This is a genomic window from Chryseobacterium pyrolae (assembly GCF_025153485.1).
GTDB classification, from domain to species: Bacteria; Bacteroidota; Bacteroidia; order Flavobacteriales; family Weeksellaceae; genus Chryseobacterium; species Chryseobacterium antibioticum.
Genome location: NZ_JANZQH010000004.1, coordinates 295,232 through 312,104, shown reverse-complemented (window position 1 = coordinate 312,104; position 16,873 = coordinate 295,232). Strand labels below are relative to the sequence as shown.

Below are 16,873 nucleotides of genomic sequence, written 5' to 3'. Positions count from 1 at the left end.
ACTATTTCGTTTTTTACCCTTCAATTATTCTCCTACTTCAAAAAGAAGTCTTTCCCCGAATTTTTCTTCAGCAATTTTTCCGTTGTCATACACAAGATGTCCATTCACAAAAGTCTGGGTTACCTTTGAATGTAAATTCATTCCTTCCAGAGGACTCCAACCACATTTGTAAAGAAGATTGTCTTTAGCTACTGTCCAGTCTGCATTCAGGTCAACCAAAACAAGATCCGCCTTATAGCCTTCTCTCACAAAACCTCTTTTTTCAACTCTGAAAAGTATGGCAGGATTATGAGCCATTTTTTCAACGATTTTTTCTAAAGAAATCTTTCCAGTCTTATAATTTTCCAACATAACAACCAAAGAATGCTGTACCAAGGGTGCCCCAGAAGGACATTTGGTATACACATTCTGCTTTTCTTCCCAGGTATGAGGCGCATGATCTGTTGCAATCACATCTATTCTGTCATCCAGCAATGCTTCCCAAAGTCCGTCTTTATCTGCCTGAGTTTTTACTGCCGGATTCCATTTGATCAATCCTCCTTTTGTATCATAATCTTCATTGGTAAACGTAAGATGGTGAACACATACCTCTGCTGTTATTTTTTTATCTTTTAAAGGAATATCATTTCTGAAAAGTTCCATTTCCTTCGCTGTTGAAAGGTGGAAGACATGAAGCCGCGCTCCTGTTTTTTTAGCTAACTCAATGGCTTTTGAGGAAGATTTGTAACAAGCTTCTTCACTTCTGATCAGATGATGGAATTTTACCGGAATATCTTCTCCATATTCATCCATATATTTTTGAGTATTGGCTTTGATCGTAGCTTCATCTTCGCAATGAACCGCGATCAGCATTTTTGTGCTGCCAAAGATATTTTCCAGTGTTTCAGGATTGTCTACCAGCATATTTCCGGTAGAAGAACCTAAGAATAATTTAATACCCGGAACATTTCTCGGGTTGGTCTTTAAAACTTCCTCGAGATTATCATTGGTTCCCCCCATCATAAAGCCATAATTAGCATATGCTTTTTGGGCTCCAATTTCATATTTATCTGCCAGTAATTCCTGAGTAACGGCATTAGGAACGGTATTCGGCTGATCGATAAAACTTGTTATTCCTCCTGCAATTGCTGCTCTTGATTCACTTTCAATATCTCCTTTATGAGTCAGTCCTGGGTCTCTGAAATGCACCTGATCATCTATTACCCCTGGCAAAAGATATTTACCGGAACCGTCAATAATCTGGTCTGCTTCTTCAGAAATAGGGGTAGCTATTTTAGAAATCAGGTCATTTTCAATTAAAATATCGCTTTCGAAGATCTTACCTTCGTTCACAATTTTTACATTTTTGATTAGGGTCTTCATTTTTACTTTTATAGAAATTAGAGGTTTAGATATTAGAAGTTAGATATCAGAAAAATTTTAAGTGATTGGTAAAACTGCAATCACTAATTTCTAACTTCTAATATCTAACCTCTAAAAAAACAAAATTAAGGTTTATGAATGAATTTTAATGTTGTCGATTACAAATCAATTTCTAAATATTTACATTTGCATAAAATTTTCGAATTTGTATAAGAAGTTATTCGGTCAAACCGCCGTATATGGGCTTAGTTCAGTATTAGTCCGTATTTTTCCGTTCATCATTGCACCTATTGTGACAAAGGCTTTCGGGCCCGCTGCTTCATCGCCCTTTGTAGACTGGTATTCCATCGCAGGAGTTATTACCGTACTCCTTACCCACGGAATGGAAACCTCTTTTTTCCGATTTGCACAGGAAGAAAGCATTGATAAAAAAATATTGATTTCAACGTGTTCGGTAAGTATCATCAGCATTGCACTCATCTATCTTGGTTTAGGCTATGTCTTCAGGAACGAATTAGCAGTAGCTTTTGAAACTCCGGATCAAGTCAATTATCTAGTCATATTTTTATTCATACTCTCTTTGGATGCCTTTTCTACAATTCCTTCGGCTATATTAAGACTGCAGGGAAAAGCTTTCAAGTATATGTTTTCCAAAGTAGCAGGATCAGTAGTTTACTTTTTGTTGGTTATATTTTTTATCCGATGGCTTCCGAAACATCCGGAAGGAATTTTTGGTTTGAAATATGATCCGCAATTAGGGGTAGGCTATGTATTTATCGCCAATCTGGTACAAAGTATCATTACATTACTGATTGTAGGAAAGGAATTTTTCAGCTTCAGCCTTTCCAAATTTGATTTTAAACTATGGAAAAGGATTATGAATTATTCATGGCCGGTGATGATTGCAGGGTTGGCCGGCATTGTTAACCAGACTCTTGACAGACAGTTCCTGAAATATCTTCTTCCTCCAGAAGAAGCGCGTCACCAAATCGGAGTGTATGGAGCGGTTTATAAAATAGCAACTTTTATAACCGTTTTTCGACAGGCTTATCAGCTGGGGATAGAACCTTATTTCTTTTCAAGTTTCAAAAACAAAGATTCACATAAAACCTATGCTGTATTGATGGATGTTTTTGTGATATGCAGCTGTGTTATTTATATGGGACTAATGGTCAATCTTCAGTGGATCTCAGAAAAATACCTGAGCAACCCGCTTTATTATGAAGGCATTGAAATCATTCCGTTTGTAATGCTCGGAGCTTTATTCTTAGGGATTTATCTTAATCTTTCCATCTGGTATAAATTATCTGACCAAACCAGAGTTGGATTATATATTTCGGTGATAGGAGCATCTATAACCATTTTCATTAACTTCTTCTTTATCCCGGAATATGGGTATTGGGCAAGTGCTATGGCTGCATTGATTACCTTTATGTCTATGATGGTCATCTCATACGTCTGGGGGCAAAAACAATACCCGATTCACTATAATACAGGAAAAATAGCGCTCTATTTAGTCTTTACCATTACATGTTCTCTAGTATCCTTTTATTTTTTCAGAACCAATTATATTGTAGGAAATTTATTTTTACTTCTTTTCATCGGCCTGGTGGCCTATAAAGAAAAGGCTATCATATCCAAAATACTGAAAAAATCTTAGGTATGGCCTCTAATTTGATACTAATGAATTCTTTAAAAAAAACTAAACAGAGGTTTATACGGATAATAAATATTACGATCAGCAATGATTTAAATTATTACCTTTAGCCTAGTCAAAATAAAAAACTAACAAATAAATACATTGTCATATAATCTATGAAAATAATTGTTCCTATGGCTGGACGCGGTTCCAGATTACGTCCACATACACTGACCGTTCCAAAACCTCTTATTCCGATTGCAGGAAAACCTATCGTACAGAGATTGGTAGAAGATATTGCTAAAGTAGCAGGTGAAAACATTGAAGAAGTAGCATTTATCATTGGAGATTTCGGACCGGAGATTGAAAAATCTTTACTTCAAATAGCCGAAAAACTGGGAGCAAAAGGCAGTATATATTACCAGACTGATCCACTTGGAACAGCACACGCTATTAAATGCGCCGAAGACTCTATGCAGGGAGATGTGGTGATTGCTTTCGCAGATACTCTATTCCGTGCAGATTTCCAGCTGGATAAAAATTCCGACGGGGTGATCTGGGTAAAAAGCGTAGAAGACCCTTCAGCTTTCGGAGTGGTGAAATTAGACGACAATGGTTTTATTACCGATTTCGTTGAAAAGCCTCAGACTTTCGTTTCAGATCTTGCCATCATCGGTATCTATTATTTCAACAGTGCTGAAAAACTGATGAGCGAGATCAATTATATTATGGATAATAATATTAAAAACGGAGGCGAATATCAGTTGACGACAGCATTGGAAAACCTTAGATCAAAAGGAGCAAAATTCACTTTAGGACAGGTCAATGACTGGATGGACTGCGGAAACAAAAATGCTACCGTAGAAACCAACAGTAAAATTCTTGAGTATGAAAGAGAAGAAATGCTTAACTACCCTGCATCAGCGGTTATTGAGAATTCATTGATCATTCAGCCGTGCTTTATTGGGGAAAATGTAAAGATTTCCAATTCCAAAATAGGCCCTGGTGTTTCACTGGGAAATAACACGGTAATTGTTAATTCCAATATTGAAAACTCCCTGATTCAGGAAAATACAAAGATCAATCACGGAAACCTTTCAAACTCCATGATCGGGAATTCGGCACAGTACTTTGGCGTTTCCAGAGAGATTTCTTTAGGAGACTACTCAGTTTTAGATTTCTTATCCCGATAAGAACAGAAATAATTAATATAAAATAAGATACATCCAGACCACACAACATTTTTTGTGTGGTTTGGCGTTAATATTGCAGCGTATTTTTTTTAATTGAAAGATAAATACATGAAAAACTGGATTCCGATACTTCTCATATTTCTTACCTTATTATCCTGTAAAACGAGAAATGCCGCCAAAAACAACAACGGCAATACACAGGACAGCACAGTCATAGCCGAAGACAACAGAAAACCCAAAGATGCCAATGAACCGGTAAAAGATAAATTTACCTTCTATGAACACGTAGTTGTCCCACTGAAATTTGATCAGGTAAAAATCAGCAGTAAAGTCAATGTGGAAACAGGAAGTTTTATCCCAACTCTGGATGCTACTATCTATATTGAAAATGATAAAAAAGTCTGGATGAATCTTCAGGCATTTTTCATAGGTGTAGCCAGAGGTATTGCGACTCCGGAAGGGATCAAGGGACAAGACAAAACAAGCAAAACCTATATCGACTCAGATTTTGATTATTTAAATAGGCTGCTCAATGTCAACTTCATCGATTACAAATCACTGGAGAAAATACTAATGGGCAGAACTTTTGTAAAGATCAGTGATTCTCAGTTTACCCTGACCCAAAATGCACAGGGCTTTAAAATGGTTTCCAATACCAACCAGAAAATTGTTACCGATGAGAAAACCAGAGAGTATAAAATTGTCCTGAACTATGATACCAATTACGATCTGCTGAGTGTGAATTTAAAGGATGTTTTATCTACCGACGAACTGGAAATCTCGTACAGTAACTGGAATCAATACGAAGGAATCCGTCTTCCAAAAAATGTTAAAATAATTATAAAAGGGTCAAAATCTAGCCAAATTTTACTGGAAAACACGAAATTTGACTTTTCGAGGATGGAAACAGCTTATTCTGTGCCATCCAGTTATAAGAAAATTGAGATTAAATGATTAAAAAATTTAGCTTTTTAATAGGTATTCTACTGTTCGGCCTGCATCAGGGACAGCAGAACAAGGAACAGCTTCAGAAACAGAATGCCGATCTTAAAAAACAAATTGTACAGATAAATACAGATCTTGCCAAAACAAGAACTGAATCCAAGCTTTCAGTTGCCTATCTTACCAACGTCAATAAAAAACTGTCTTTAAGAGAAAAGGTATATACCAACACTCAGAAAGAAAAAAGATTTATTGAAGATGAGATCTATCTGCGTCAGCTGGAAATTAACCGCCAGAACAAAGAGCTGGTAGTTCTCAGAAAGAACTACGCTGAAGTACTGGTAAATGCTTACAAAAACAAAGGGGTACAGAACAAAGTAACCTTCATTCTTTCGTCCAAAAATTTAGGGGAGGCCATAAGAAGGGTACAATACCTGAAGCAGTATGCTGACTATCAGGATAAAAAAGCTGCCGAAATCAGTGATGCAGCCGCTCAAATCAAAAAATCAATCGCACAAAAACAAAATTCTGCAAGAGAAAAAGATAATCTTCTGGTCAACCAGCAGAAAGATCTGGCCACCATCAATGCAGAAAGAGCTCAGAAAGAACAGCTGTTAGCAGATTTCAAGAAAAATGAATCCAAGCTTACGGTAGAGCTGAAGCAGAAACAAGTTCAATCCAAAGCTTTAGAAGGACAGATCAGAGCGATTATCGCTGAAGAGATCAGAATAGCAAAAGCTGAAGAAGAAGCAAGAAGAAAAGCTGAGGCAGAAAAAATCCGTATGGCAAAGCTGATTGCAGAAAGAGAAAAAGCAAGAATCGAAGCTGAAGCGAAAGCGAGAACTGAAGCCCTGGAAAGAGAAAGAAAACTGGCAGAAATTGAAGCCAAAAAAGCAGCCGATTTTGCAGCCAAAAGAGCTGAAGAAGAGAGAAAACGTAATGAAGAGGCAGCAAGAGCAGAAGCCAGCGCAAAAGACGAGGCCAGAAGAGTTGCTGCGAAAAAAGCATCTGAAGAAGCCAACATCAAAGCAAAAGAAGCCACCGATAAACTCGTTGCCGCAAGAGCAGCAGAAGCCGCACTGAATAAGAAAAAAGAAGAAGAGAAAAAGGCCGCTGAAACTAAAGCAATGACCAGCTATGGAGTTACAACATCGCCCGGAAGCAGTTTTGCAGACAGCAGAGGAAAACTTGGATATCCAGCAGACAGAGCCGGACAGGTTACCCACCGATTTGGAAGACAGCCGCACCCGGTTTTCAAAAATATTGTTGAGGACAATACAGGTATTAAAATAGCAGTACCTTCCGGTACCCGTGCAAAATCTGTATATCCAGGATCAGTCTCTTCTGTATTAGCAAATAGTGACGGAACAAAAACCGTTATGGTGAAACACGGAAATTATTTTACGATCTATTCTAACCTGGGAAGCGTAAGCGTTTCCAAAGGACAGCAGGTTTCTTCCGGAACTCCGGTAGGTACCGTGGCTCAGGATTTTGATGGTTCTTATACCCTTGATTTCCAAGTATGGAACGGAAATACACCAGTTGACCCATTAGGTTGGATTTCATATTAAAAAAAGCTTAACTTTGTAAAAATCTTAAGAGATGAATACACTAACAATACTTGCCTTATCTTGGCAGCACATCCTTATCGTAGCCATACTTTTAGTATTGCTTTTTGGAGGAAAGAAAATTCCGGAACTCATGAGAGGAGTTGGTTCAGGAATCAAAGAATTTAAAGATGCGGTGAAGGAAGAAGACAAACCAGGTTCTGAAAGCAAAACCTCTTCTACCAACAATAATAATACTACCAGCAACTAAAATTCCTTAGAATTAATGAATTTCACTGAAACTGCATGGAAAGTCTTCAATCAATCTATTGAAGACTATCACGTGTTCGATGACGTTAACGCTCTAATTAATAACCCTTTCGAAAAAGACAGTTTGGAACGGATTTTGTATGCAAAGAACTGGATTGATACCGTTCAATGGCATTTGGAAGATATTATTAGAGATGAAAATATTGATCCCGCTGAAGCTCTTCAACTGAAGAGAACGATAGATGCATCTAACCAGAAAAGAACAGATCTGGTAGAGTTTATCGACAGCTGGTTCCTTACAAAGTTTGAAAATATAACTCCTAAACCCGATGCAAAAATCAATACTGAAACTCCCGCTTGGGCAGTAGATAGATTATCAATTCTTGCATTAAAGGTTTATCATATGTCGTTAGAGGCCAATAGAGAATCCGCTTCTGAAGAGCACCGTACAAATTGCCAGGCAAAACTGGATGTACTGCTTAGTCAGAAAGAAGACCTATCTACCTCTATAGATCAGTTGCTTACTGATATTGAATACGGTAATGTTAAGACAAAAGTATACAAACAAATGAAAATGTATAACGATGATAGTCTTAACCCGATCCTTTATCAAAAGGGGCAACAGAAATGAGAAAACTATTTTTTTTTGGAGTACTATTAATTATCACTTCCTGCGCAACGGAAAAGCTTAATCTTTCTCCGCTGTCCAATAATTTTTATAGCGAAACTAAAGGTTCTGATTCTGACAGAGGGGCAAAAAAAGGCTTTGATATCAATATCAAGGAAAATGTAAATGCTTCTGAAATTTCAAATCTGATTTCTACTTTTCCAAAATTTAAGAATAATAATTTGAATGAGGAAGTAACCAGTTTGAAATATAGCCTTCAGAATTATTTATATGCCATTGATGCCAATAACTTGGCAGGGAAAAACAGAGCAGTTAAAAGCTTCGAAAAATCATATAAGAAAATTCAAAAACTCAGACAACAGCTGGATAAAGATGATGATGAAGTTTTAAACAGATATCTGGTACGTCTAAAAACCAATATCTCTGTTATAGAAGATTCTTTAAAAGGAAATTAAAAACGAACCACTATTAATGATTAAAATTCAGGCAGAAGCTAATGTTCCCACAGAACACGGCTCTTTCCGAATGATCGCTTTCTCCGAAAACGAAAACGACTGGATGCCACATATGGCCATCGTAGCAGAAAATACAGATTTCTCGAAACCGGTGAACGTACGTTTCCATTCAGAATGCATTACCGGAGAAGTTTTCCATTCAAAAAAATGTGAATGCGGGCAGCAATTGGATGCCGCAATGAAATACACCCACGAACACGGAGGAATTATTGTCTACCTTCGTCAGGAAGGAAGGAATATCGGGATCATCAATAAACTGAAAGCATATTCGTTACAGGAAAAAGGTCTTGACACCGTACAGGCTAATCTTGAACTGGGACTTCCTGCTGATGATAGAAAATTCGGAGTTGCTATCGATATCCTGAACCTATTGGACGTAAAAGATATTAACCTTCTAACGAATAATCCTGAAAAGGTAAAATATGTTGTAGAAAGCAACATTAACCTCAATTCAAGGGTTCCTTTACAGATTCCGGCCAACGAGATGAGCAAAGGGTATCTGAAAACAAAAAAAGATTTCTTCGGTCATTTACTAGATGATAATGACAACTAGATAAAAATTAAAGCTCCAGAATTTCTTCTGGAGCTTTTTATTTGATTATTAATGTCTGGTTATAAAGGAGTAGGCATCTTTTTCACTGACCAGCTTCCACTCCAATACTGCTGTTTCCATGTCCCCGACTTGGTTTCTAAACTTCCGGTTAGAACAAAACCTTTTGGAGAAGCAGAAGCGCTTATAGCAGCGCTTCCTGCGCCCTGAAGGCTTGCATAATATACTTCCTCCACATTCGTATTTACAATTCGTGTTACCTCAATACTTCCGCTTTTCGAAACGTTAAGGATTAAATCTCCACTCACTTCTCCTGTAAAAGTACCGACCCATTTTCCCATATAGGGAGAAACATAGTTTTCCTGTTCTTTTTGACGATCAATATTGTCTATAATCTCACTGCATGAGGCAAGAAAAAGCAATGGAACTATTATTAAAAATTTTAGCCAGTAGTTTTTTATCATTGGTTTGACTTTTATTATGTATTTCAGTTGAGTAAAAATACTTCTTTTTTGTCTGTATTAAAAAGAGAATTTTAAGATATTATATTCAAAAGCTCCGAGATTTCTCCCGGAGCTTTTTTAATTATAAAAAACTGAAAAGATATTTCTTAATTAATTAACGTTGGTAGTCTTTACCTTAGTTTCATCAAGATTAAAGTATTTCACTACAGCATTATAGTCACTGTAATCTACTCCTGCGTTTTTGCTTGCGTTTTTACTTTGTGATGCAGGAACCAGTACAATTCTAAAAGTCTGGTTAGATAAATAATTGGCAATTTCCTGTGTAGACAATCCTGTCCCAAGATTAAAATTCTGATCATCAATTCTTATTTGCACATTTTGAGAGTCAAATACGAAATTATAATCAAACTTTCTCGCTGCTGGAGAAGTAGCAGTATCTAAATATACAGTCTTAGGAATCTGCTGCCAAGCATTTCCTGCCTTTCTGTAGACTAAAACAACATCAGTCTGCTCAATGGCAATTGCCTGTGTAAATGCATAAGTATTACCGCTGGTAAATGACCCGGTAACATCTCTCATCTGTGAGTATGTATCATTATCCACTGGATTTTGTACAACAGTATCATCATCATTATCACAACTGTAAGCAGTAAAACCTACAAATGCCAGAAATAAAAGTGGAAGAATTTTTTTCATTTTTAGAAAAGTTTAGTTATTATTTATAAATCGTATTCAAATCATATACCAAAAGTTGCAAAAACTTTGTTTTCATCATTTTTTTAATTGTATTTTTGTTCTTATTCAAAAGATCATGAAGAAATTGTTATATACTTCCCTCTTTATTTTTTCATTAATAAGCTTTACAGCTAAAGCTCAATACCAGCCCAAAAACATTTCCAAAGAAGACTTGAAAAAGGCTCATCACTGGGTAGACAAAACATACAGGTCACTTTCTCAGGATGAAAAGCTGGGTCAGCTGTTTATTGTAGCACTTTACACCAATAAAGGTGAAGACTATATTAATCAGATCAGAAACATTGTGGTTAATGATAAGATTGGAGGGCTGATTTTAATGCAGGACGATGCCGCCAGAGAAATTAATCTGGTTAATGAATTCCAGCAAAAATCAAGAGTTCCGATGATGATCGGGATGGATGCCGAATGGGGACTGTTTCAAAGAATTGCCACAGCACACAAATTTCCTTGGGCAATGACCCTTGGAGCGATACAGGATAAAAGCCTCATTTACCAGATGTCTGCCAAGGTTGCAGAAGACTGCCACAGAATGGGGATCAACTGGGATTTTGCACCGGTTGTGGATGTGAATACCAATCCGAACAATCCGATTATCGGAAACAGAAGTTTTGGTTCAGAAGTCGATAATGTGATCAGCTCTGCTTTGTCTTATTCTACCGGGCTTCAGGACAATACGATTCTTGCTGCCATCAAACATTTTCCGGGACATGGTGATACAAGTACAGATTCCCATCTGGATCTGCCCGTGGTTTCACATAGTTTAGAAAGACTAAATAGCGTTGAACTCGCTCCTTTTAAAGCTTTAATGGATAAAGGAATCGGTGGTGTGATGGTTGCTCACCTGTATGTTCCAAGCCTGGAATCAGGAAAAGGAATTCCTGCGTCAGTTTCAAAGAATATCATTACAGGATTACTAAAAGATAAATTAGGATACAAAGGCTTAATTATCACCGATGCTTTAAACATGGGTGCCGTAGCCAACAAATACAAACCGGGCGAACTGGATGCACTTGCATTTAAAGCCGGAAATGATATTATGCTATTTTCTCAAGGCGTTTCAGAAGGAAAAAAATTAATTCAGAAAAGCATTGAAAATGGTGAAATTTCTCAATCAAGAGTTGAGGAAAGTGTGAAGAAAATTTTATTAACCAAATATTATCTTGGTCTAGACAAATACAGCCCGAAAAATCCAGAAAACATCAATAACGATATCAATAATGATTCTCACAAAACACTGGTACAGAATCTTTACGCCAATGCTTTGACTTTATTAAAGGATGACAAAAACCTGCTTCCTATCGTTGGAAAACAAACCTATTATGTTCCTCTGGAAGAAGCTCCTTATCAAACTTTTGCCAACCAGTTAGGATCTAATGTGATCATCAAAAAAGCCAATGAGATCACTACAATTCCTTCAGGTTCTACCGTAATCGTAGGGTTCCACAAGGATAATTCAACGGCATACAAACCTTATAAAATTTCGGCAGAATCTAAGAAAATTCTTGCTGATCTCACCAAAAATCAAAACGTTATTTTAAATGTTTTCGGAAGTGCTTACGCTTTAAAAGATATTGATATTTCAAAAGTATCTACAGTTCTTGTATCTTATGAAAATAATGATGATTCAATGGCCGCTGCAGCAAATGCTCTGAACGGAAAAACAAAGATATGGGGCAGGCTGCCCGTTCTGGTTAATGACCAGCTGAAAGCAGGAATGGGAATCGATAAGGTTCCGGCTTCTGCTTCCAATGCAAACACAACAGTTTTTACAACATCAAAACAACAATAATCTAATGAAAATAGGCATACTTTGCTATCCAACATATGGAGGAAGCGGAATCGTAGCAACAGAACTGGGAATGTCTCTGGCCAACAAAGGCTATGAAGTTCACTTTATAAGTTCTGCGCTCCCTGCAAGACTAGACATTACCAACCCGAATATTTTCTTTCACCGGGTGAATGTACAGACCTATCCGCTTTTCCAGTATCAGCCTTATGATATTGCGCTAAGTTCGATGATTTACCGTGTTGTCAATCTATATAAGCTGGATCTGTTACACGCCCACTACGCCATTCCATACGCGTACGCTGCGTTTACAGCTAAACAGATGCTGAAAGAGGATAATAACGACGTTCCACTGGTTACTACTCTTCACGGAACCGATATTACCCTTGTAGGACAGCACCCAAGTTATAAGCACGCTGTTGAATTTTCAATCAACCAGTCTGATGCGATCACTTCAGTTTCCCAAAGTCTGAAAAAAGATACACTGCAGTTTTTCAATATTAAAAAAGAAATCCAGGTGATTACCAATTTTATTGATAATTCTGAATTTGATGACTGTACGGAATGTCAGAGAACACAGTTTGCGAATCCGGACGAGAAAATTTTGATTCACGTATCTAACCTTCGTCCCGTAAAACGTGTGGATGAAGTTTTGCAAATCTTCAAAAGCGTTGAGAAAAAAGTAAAATCAAAACTGATCATCATTGGTGAAGGACCGGATATGGAAAAAGTGAACCAGTTTCTGGAGGAAAATCCTGAACTTATTTCAAAAATCCGTCTGTTAGGAAAAGTAAATGATCTGTATAAGATCTTACAGCTGTCTGATGTCTTTTTACTTCCTTCCGAACAGGAAAGTTTCGGACTGGCAGCTCTTGAAGCTATGGCGGCTTACACTCCGGTAATCAGCTCCAATGCAGGTGGAATTCCCGAAGTGAATATCCAGGGAGAAACAGGATTCTTGGCTGAGATCGGAAATGTAGAAGCAATGAGTAATTATACAATCAAGCTATTGAGCAATGACGAACTTTTAGCGACTATGAAAAAGAACGCGAAAGAACAGGCTATCAAATTTGACCTGAAAAACATTCTTCCTATCTACGAGGAAATGTACAGAACAACGATAGAAAACTTCAATAAGCAACTGACGAAAGCGTAACGAATATCTTTTAGGAAATCAATGATTTAACTGCTTTAATAAGCAAACACATATACTCTAATGCCTTCCACATATTGATGGAGGGTATTTTATTTTTTAAAGCAAAAAAGCAATAAAAGAGAAAGAACAGAAGGTAAATTTCTATTGTATAAACTACGTTTCTATCTATATACGATTGTGTAGTACAGAGCTGGAAAATCTTAGTATGGAGGTGGTAGAAGTATAGAATTTCTACTATATTTATCTTCACACTTATGACAGAAAAATTGCTTCAATATCTTTGGAATTATAAAGTTTTCAAACATTTTGACTTCAGGGATATTGAAGGCAACGCTGTTGAAATTCTAAACTTCGGAAAATGGAATACAAATGCAGGACCTGATTTTCTGGATGCAAAAATCAAAACCAAAGATCTGGTCATTGCCGGAAATATTGAACTGCACGTTCGCACCTCCGACTGGATTTTCCACAACCATTCTCAGGACCCCAATTACCAAAACATTATTCTGCACGTTGTCTATCAAAATGATGCAGAGATTGATGACCTCATCCGCAAAAATGTTCCTACTCTGGAGCTGAAGGATCATATTGATCAAAATATCCTGTGGAAATACGAAAAATTAATTAACGGGACCCAATTCATTCCCTGCGAGAATATTTTTGCACCTGATAAAATTCCTGTTAATTTTCATGAAGCTACGATCATTAAAAAGCTGGATGAAAAGTCTCAGGAATTCGAAAAAGACCTAGAATTTCACAAGAATGATTTCGAGGCCGTTCTTTTTCACAGCCTCTCCTATTCTTTCGGATTAAAAGTAAATGCCTCTATTTTCAGGCTTATCGCAGAATCTGTGGATTTCAGAGTCATCAACAGAATCCGTCAGAACGAATCGCAGCTGGAAGCGCTTCTTTTTGGCATTTCAGGATGGCTGGAAGATCCCAGAGACGGGCAGATGATGATCTGGAAAAGAGAGTTTGATTTTCTCCGAAAAAAGTTCAGCATTCCGGATCTGAAATTTCATCCGAAGTTTCTGAGACTGCGGCCTCCTAATTTCCCAACGGTTCGTCTTTCTCAGCTGGCAGATCTTTATCACAGACATCAGAATTTATTTTCAAAGATCATCAAAGCGGATCATATCAATGAATTGTATGACGTTTTTGCCCCCGTAAAAGCTTCGGACTATTGGGATTTTCACTTTAATTTCGGAACCCTTTCAAAATTTCAGCCTAAAACATTAAGTAGGGATTTTATTGAACTGGTCATCCTGAATACGGTGCTTCCTCTAAAATATACCTATCATAAATATCATCGTGAAGAAATTACTGATGAAATTCTGGAATTCTACAGAAATACCCCCGCTGAAAAAAATTCTATTATTTCCGGATGGAAAAAAATGGGTTTGAATGTTAAGAATGCATTGGAAAGTCAGAGTCTGATTTATCACTATAAAACCTCGTGTGAAGAAAAAAATTGCTTAAATTGCGGTATTGGATTTAAACTTTTAAAAGAATCTTCAAATGTTTGATAATATCCGCCATAAGATGGAAAGAGAATGGTTCGGTGTTCTTACGAGAACCGGAGCCAAACTGGGGATCCCTGTATCTAAATTAAGGGTCTTCTTTATCTATTCTACTTTTGCAACAGCAGGTTTCTTCTTTTTGATCTATCTGGGACTGGCTTTCACACTCTGGATCAAAGATATTTTCATTACAAGAAGACCCAGTGTTTTTGATTTATAATTATGGAATTTTTACCGATTACGTCTCCCGAAGATTATAGAGTACAGGAAATCTATAAGTCTTACTCCAGCACTTTCCCCGAAGATGAGCAAAGGGACTGGAAACAATTTACCGCTCTATTTTCAAAACCTCATGTGAAGGTAATATCTGTATTGCATGAATCTCAGAGTATAGGATATCTTATCATCTGGGAATTGAGTTCTTATGTTTTTGTAGAGCATTTTGAAGTTTTTGAGGCATTCAGAAGTCAAAAACTGGGATCGCATATTACAGGATACCTGTTTGAAAATTACCCGAGAATTATCCTGGAAATAGAACCGGATCATTTGGGTGATGATGCCAAAAGACGGTACTCTTTCTATCAAAAAAATGGATTCACCCTGATTGACGAAATGTATGTACAGCCGAGTTATGGTGAAGGAAAAAAGTCTTTGGATCTTTGGCTGCTGGCCAATTACACGCCTGAAAATCTAAAGAGTGTCAAAGAGGAAATTTATGATATCGTATATCACTAAAATATAAAAACCGCCGGAAGATTCCAGCGGTTTTATTTTTTTCTGCCCCGTAAGATTTTTGATCTGCAATTATCAATGGATAATAACTATTTATTGTTTTTTAAATCTGTATAATCTGCGGGAAAATAATATTTATTCCCACTAATTTCACGGACTTCAAAGATCAACTTTTAATTAACTTCGTATTCCAGTTTTATGGTAATATTTGCTTCTTTTTCTTTGGAAGAAGTATTGAATGTTCCGCCATAGGAATAGTCTTCATTGGAATTAGGTTCCGTGATCTGAATCACCCCCATTGTCGCTTTTTTAAGACTTCCCAGACTGCTTCCTGAATTCTCAGCAATTTTCTCAGCTCTTTCTTTAGCATCCTTTGTTGCACCGGCAATCATTTCCTGTTTTACCGTTGCTAATTTAGTATAAAAATAAGATGGCGCTGAAGAGGTGAACTCGATACCACGGTTGATGATTTCTGTAATATTTCTGGAAAGATTCTCGATCTTTACCACTTCCTTACTTTCAATGGACACTTTTTGAGTAAGGTTGTATCCCGAAAATTCTCCCTGTACATAATTTCCATTGGAGTCGTTATAGCTTCTAAACTGCTTCTGGATATCTACCGAAGAAAATACAATCTCACTCTGTTTGATCCCTTTTGACACAAGATAATCATTGATGACCTTTCTGTCTATCGCTAACTCATCATAAGCTGCTTTTAAATCGGAATTATTTTTGGAAAAACTTCCTGACCAGGTGATCAGGTCGGAAGTAAACTGTTTCGTGCCCAATCCGGTGACAGAAATCGTATTTTCAGATTTATTTCTGTTTTTAATGGCATTTCCTAAAAAGCCGAGGCCAAGGACGAATCCCAGTGCTCCGACTGCTACTGCAATAATATTTTTATTCATAAAAAATGTGATCTGATTGATTCTGTCTAGCAGTACATCAATTTCTATTCCGATTTTTAAGAATTCTTTAACATTATTCCTGCTTTTTCTGTTGTTTTAATCTTTCGAGATAAACAGGCATCGTTTCTTCCATTCTGAGTAAGACTCCTGACAGGTTTTTGGCCTTCACATAAGTTCTCACCTGAGGTTTAACCTCAAAAGAATATTGTATAAATTCGGAAATACGCTCTTCGGGAATTCCTGCTTTTACAAAGTATTCGTTATCTACTCTGTTTCGCACCCACATGATATGTTCTTGGAGATCATCATACCTGTATTGCCGTTTCTGTCTCCTTGCTTTTCCACTGATCAGATCATAGGCGCCCTGCACATCCAGCCTTCCCAGAAGTATCGGAAGAAGGACCTGCTTCACTTCGGCAGGTTTTTCCCGCATCTTTCCAACAGGTTGCGGCAAACCTACGGCCTGTTGTACAATTTCCCCTTTTTCTACTTTTGCTGCCAACCGTGAATCGGTTTCCAGATCACCAGTTGGTTTTTTTACAATTTTCACTTCTCCAACGTCTGTGGGTATTGGGACCAGGGTGACCATCAGCTGAGCATTGAATCCACCGGCAGGAACCCTTGCAGAAACTCTTCTGAAATAGGCCTTCACAAATCTCAGCTCATCATTGGGAGAAGCATTAATGGAAAACATCCCCATAAAATCGGACGATACTTTCTGGTCGGTAGACATATTGATGATAACGACAGAACTTAAGTTTTCACCGCTGTCATCTACGATACGCCCGGTTACAGTTTGTTGAGCAAAGGCATTCATGAACGGAAAAACAAGAAAAAATAAAATTTTCGTCCAGTGAGCCTTCCTGATATTTCCGCATACAAAATTCATTTCTATTCGTTAAAAA

At 37.3% G+C, this 16,873-nt stretch carries 18 protein-coding genes; 13 read left to right on the top strand and 5 right to left on the bottom strand.

Going from position 1 to position 16,873, the window contains the following annotated elements; translation table 11 throughout:
- Nucleotides 1-24: 24 nt before the first annotated feature.
- The gene (locus NZD88_RS11145) at nucleotides 25-1,362 is read right to left on the bottom strand and encodes a dihydroorotase (RefSeq protein WP_259829206.1); all 1,338 of its coding nucleotides are present in this window, start codon (nucleotides 1,360-1,362) and stop codon (nucleotides 25-27) included.
- A gap of 205 nt (nucleotides 1,363-1,567) precedes the next feature.
- Here NZD88_RS11145 and NZD88_RS11140 point away from each other — a divergent pair, with 205 nt between their 5' ends.
- The 8 genes from NZD88_RS11140 (at nucleotide 1,568) to ribA (ending at nucleotide 8,649) form a co-directional block, all read left to right on the top strand.
- A complete protein-coding gene (locus NZD88_RS11140) occupies nucleotides 1,568-3,022 on the top strand; it encodes a lipopolysaccharide biosynthesis protein (protein ID WP_259829205.1) in 1,455 nt (484 codons plus the stop codon).
- Between the two features lie 155 nt (nucleotides 3,023-3,177).
- The gene (locus NZD88_RS11135; RefSeq protein WP_259829204.1) at nucleotides 3,178-4,194 is read left to right on the top strand and encodes a sugar phosphate nucleotidyltransferase; all 1,017 of its coding nucleotides are present in this window, start codon (nucleotides 3,178-3,180) and stop codon (nucleotides 4,192-4,194) included.
- 108 nt (nucleotides 4,195-4,302) lie between these two features.
- Complete coding sequence (lolB1, locus tag NZD88_RS11130; protein ID WP_259829203.1) at nucleotides 4,303-5,148, top strand: lipoprotein insertase outer membrane protein LolB1; 846 nt, start codon at nucleotides 4,303-4,305, stop codon at nucleotides 5,146-5,148.
- Nucleotides 5,145-6,707 carry a peptidoglycan DD-metalloendopeptidase family protein gene (locus tag NZD88_RS11125; protein ID WP_259829202.1) on the top strand — a complete coding sequence of 521 codons (1,563 nt, stop codon included), beginning with the start codon at nucleotides 5,145-5,147 and terminating at the stop codon, nucleotides 6,705-6,707. Before lolB1 ends, NZD88_RS11125 begins: the two co-directional genes overlap by 4 nt.
- Nucleotides 6,708-6,738: 31 nt before the next feature.
- Nucleotides 6,739-6,954 carry a twin-arginine translocase TatA/TatE family subunit gene (locus NZD88_RS11120; protein WP_169234834.1) on the top strand — a complete coding sequence of 72 codons (216 nt, stop codon included), beginning with the start codon at nucleotides 6,739-6,741 and terminating at the stop codon, nucleotides 6,952-6,954.
- Between the two features lie 15 nt (nucleotides 6,955-6,969).
- Nucleotides 6,970-7,584, top strand: coding sequence for a DUF4254 domain-containing protein (locus NZD88_RS11115; protein WP_259829201.1), 615 nt, complete (start codon nucleotides 6,970-6,972; stop codon nucleotides 7,582-7,584).
- The gene (locus NZD88_RS11110; RefSeq protein ID WP_169234836.1) at nucleotides 7,581-8,036 is read left to right on the top strand and encodes a hypothetical protein; all 456 of its coding nucleotides are present in this window, start codon (nucleotides 7,581-7,583) and stop codon (nucleotides 8,034-8,036) included. Before NZD88_RS11115 ends, NZD88_RS11110 begins: the two co-directional genes overlap by 4 nt.
- Before the next feature lie 16 nt (nucleotides 8,037-8,052).
- Nucleotides 8,053-8,649: a GTP cyclohydrolase II gene (ribA, locus tag NZD88_RS11105; protein WP_259829200.1), complete on the top strand. Its 597-nt coding sequence runs from the start codon at nucleotides 8,053-8,055 to the stop codon at nucleotides 8,647-8,649.
- A 59-nt stretch (nucleotides 8,650-8,708) separates the two neighbouring features.
- Here the strand turns inward: ribA and NZD88_RS11100 are convergent, their stop codons facing one another.
- Nucleotides 8,709-9,110 (bottom strand): hypothetical protein, encoded by a 402-nt coding sequence (locus NZD88_RS11100; RefSeq protein WP_259829199.1) that lies wholly within the window; start codon nucleotides 9,108-9,110, stop codon nucleotides 8,709-8,711.
- Between the two features lie 150 nt (nucleotides 9,111-9,260).
- Nucleotides 9,261-9,806 (bottom strand): hypothetical protein, encoded by a 546-nt coding sequence (locus tag NZD88_RS11095; RefSeq protein ID WP_259829198.1) that lies wholly within the window; start codon nucleotides 9,804-9,806, stop codon nucleotides 9,261-9,263.
- Between the two features lie 115 nt (nucleotides 9,807-9,921).
- Between NZD88_RS11095 and NZD88_RS11090 the strand changes: the two genes are divergently transcribed.
- From NZD88_RS11090 to NZD88_RS11070, 5 genes are all read left to right on the top strand, one after another.
- The gene (locus NZD88_RS11090; RefSeq protein WP_259829197.1) at nucleotides 9,922-11,655 is read left to right on the top strand and encodes a glycoside hydrolase family 3 protein; all 1,734 of its coding nucleotides are present in this window, start codon (nucleotides 9,922-9,924) and stop codon (nucleotides 11,653-11,655) included.
- A gap of 4 nt (nucleotides 11,656-11,659) precedes the next feature.
- Nucleotides 11,660-12,808 carry an N-acetyl-alpha-D-glucosaminyl L-malate synthase BshA gene (bshA, locus tag NZD88_RS11085; RefSeq protein WP_169234841.1) on the top strand — a complete coding sequence of 383 codons (1,149 nt, stop codon included), beginning with the start codon at nucleotides 11,660-11,662 and terminating at the stop codon, nucleotides 12,806-12,808.
- Between the two features lie 254 nt (nucleotides 12,809-13,062).
- Nucleotides 13,063-14,334: a DUF2851 family protein gene (locus NZD88_RS11080; protein WP_259829196.1), complete on the top strand. Its 1,272-nt coding sequence runs from the start codon at nucleotides 13,063-13,065 to the stop codon at nucleotides 14,332-14,334.
- Nucleotides 14,327-14,548: a PspC family transcriptional regulator gene (locus NZD88_RS11075; RefSeq protein WP_169234843.1), complete on the top strand. Its 222-nt coding sequence runs from the start codon at nucleotides 14,327-14,329 to the stop codon at nucleotides 14,546-14,548. Before NZD88_RS11080 ends, NZD88_RS11075 begins: the two co-directional genes overlap by 8 nt.
- Before the next feature lie 2 nt (nucleotides 14,549-14,550).
- Complete coding sequence (locus NZD88_RS11070; RefSeq protein WP_259829195.1) at nucleotides 14,551-15,063, top strand: GNAT family N-acetyltransferase; 513 nt, start codon at nucleotides 14,551-14,553, stop codon at nucleotides 15,061-15,063.
- 170 nt (nucleotides 15,064-15,233) lie between these two features.
- Here the strand turns inward: NZD88_RS11070 and NZD88_RS11065 are convergent, their stop codons facing one another.
- Nucleotides 15,234-15,968 (bottom strand): SIMPL domain-containing protein, encoded by a 735-nt coding sequence (locus NZD88_RS11065; RefSeq protein WP_169234844.1) that lies wholly within the window; start codon nucleotides 15,966-15,968, stop codon nucleotides 15,234-15,236.
- 73 nt (nucleotides 15,969-16,041) lie between these two features.
- Entirely contained in the window at nucleotides 16,042-16,857 is an 816-nt protein-coding gene (locus NZD88_RS11060) for a carboxypeptidase regulatory-like domain-containing protein (RefSeq protein WP_259829194.1), read from the bottom strand.
- Nucleotides 16,858-16,873: the final 16 nt, after the last annotated feature.

What these genes read in the sequence shown, in the direction of transcription:
- NZD88_RS11100 (WP_259829199.1), bottom strand. Translation starts at nt 9,110, where the DNA reads ATGATAAAAAACTACTGGCTAAAATTTTTAATAATAGTTCCATTGCTT.
- lolB1 (WP_259829203.1), top strand. Translation starts at nt 4,303, where the DNA reads ATGAAAAACTGGATTCCGATACTTCTCATATTTCTTACCTTATTATCC.
- NZD88_RS11070 (WP_259829195.1), top strand. Translation starts at nt 14,551, where the DNA reads ATGGAATTTTTACCGATTACGTCTCCCGAAGATTATAGAGTACAGGAA.
- NZD88_RS11090 (WP_259829197.1), top strand. Translation starts at nt 9,922, where the DNA reads ATGAAGAAATTGTTATATACTTCCCTCTTTATTTTTTCATTAATAAGC.
- NZD88_RS11120 (WP_169234834.1), top strand. Translation starts at nt 6,739, where the DNA reads ATGAATACACTAACAATACTTGCCTTATCTTGGCAGCACATCCTTATC.
- NZD88_RS11115 (WP_259829201.1), top strand. Translation starts at nt 6,970, where the DNA reads ATGAATTTCACTGAAACTGCATGGAAAGTCTTCAATCAATCTATTGAA.
- ribA (WP_259829200.1), top strand. Translation starts at nt 8,053, where the DNA reads ATGATTAAAATTCAGGCAGAAGCTAATGTTCCCACAGAACACGGCTCT.
- NZD88_RS11075 (WP_169234843.1), top strand. Translation starts at nt 14,327, where the DNA reads ATGTTTGATAATATCCGCCATAAGATGGAAAGAGAATGGTTCGGTGTT.
- NZD88_RS11110 (WP_169234836.1), top strand. Translation starts at nt 7,581, where the DNA reads ATGAGAAAACTATTTTTTTTTGGAGTACTATTAATTATCACTTCCTGC.
- NZD88_RS11135 (WP_259829204.1), top strand. Translation starts at nt 3,178, where the DNA reads ATGAAAATAATTGTTCCTATGGCTGGACGCGGTTCCAGATTACGTCCA.
- NZD88_RS11145 (WP_259829206.1), bottom strand. Translation starts at nt 1,362, where the DNA reads ATGAAGACCCTAATCAAAAATGTAAAAATTGTGAACGAAGGTAAGATC.
- bshA (WP_169234841.1), top strand. Translation starts at nt 11,660, where the DNA reads ATGAAAATAGGCATACTTTGCTATCCAACATATGGAGGAAGCGGAATC.
- NZD88_RS11125 (WP_259829202.1), top strand. Translation starts at nt 5,145, where the DNA reads ATGATTAAAAAATTTAGCTTTTTAATAGGTATTCTACTGTTCGGCCTG.
- NZD88_RS11065 (WP_169234844.1), bottom strand. Translation starts at nt 15,968, where the DNA reads ATGAATAAAAATATTATTGCAGTAGCAGTCGGAGCACTGGGATTCGTC.
- NZD88_RS11095 (WP_259829198.1), bottom strand. Translation starts at nt 9,806, where the DNA reads ATGAAAAAAATTCTTCCACTTTTATTTCTGGCATTTGTAGGTTTTACT.
- NZD88_RS11080 (WP_259829196.1), top strand. Translation starts at nt 13,063, where the DNA reads ATGACAGAAAAATTGCTTCAATATCTTTGGAATTATAAAGTTTTCAAA.
- NZD88_RS11060 (WP_259829194.1), bottom strand. Translation starts at nt 16,857, where the DNA reads ATGAATTTTGTATGCGGAAATATCAGGAAGGCTCACTGGACGAAAATT.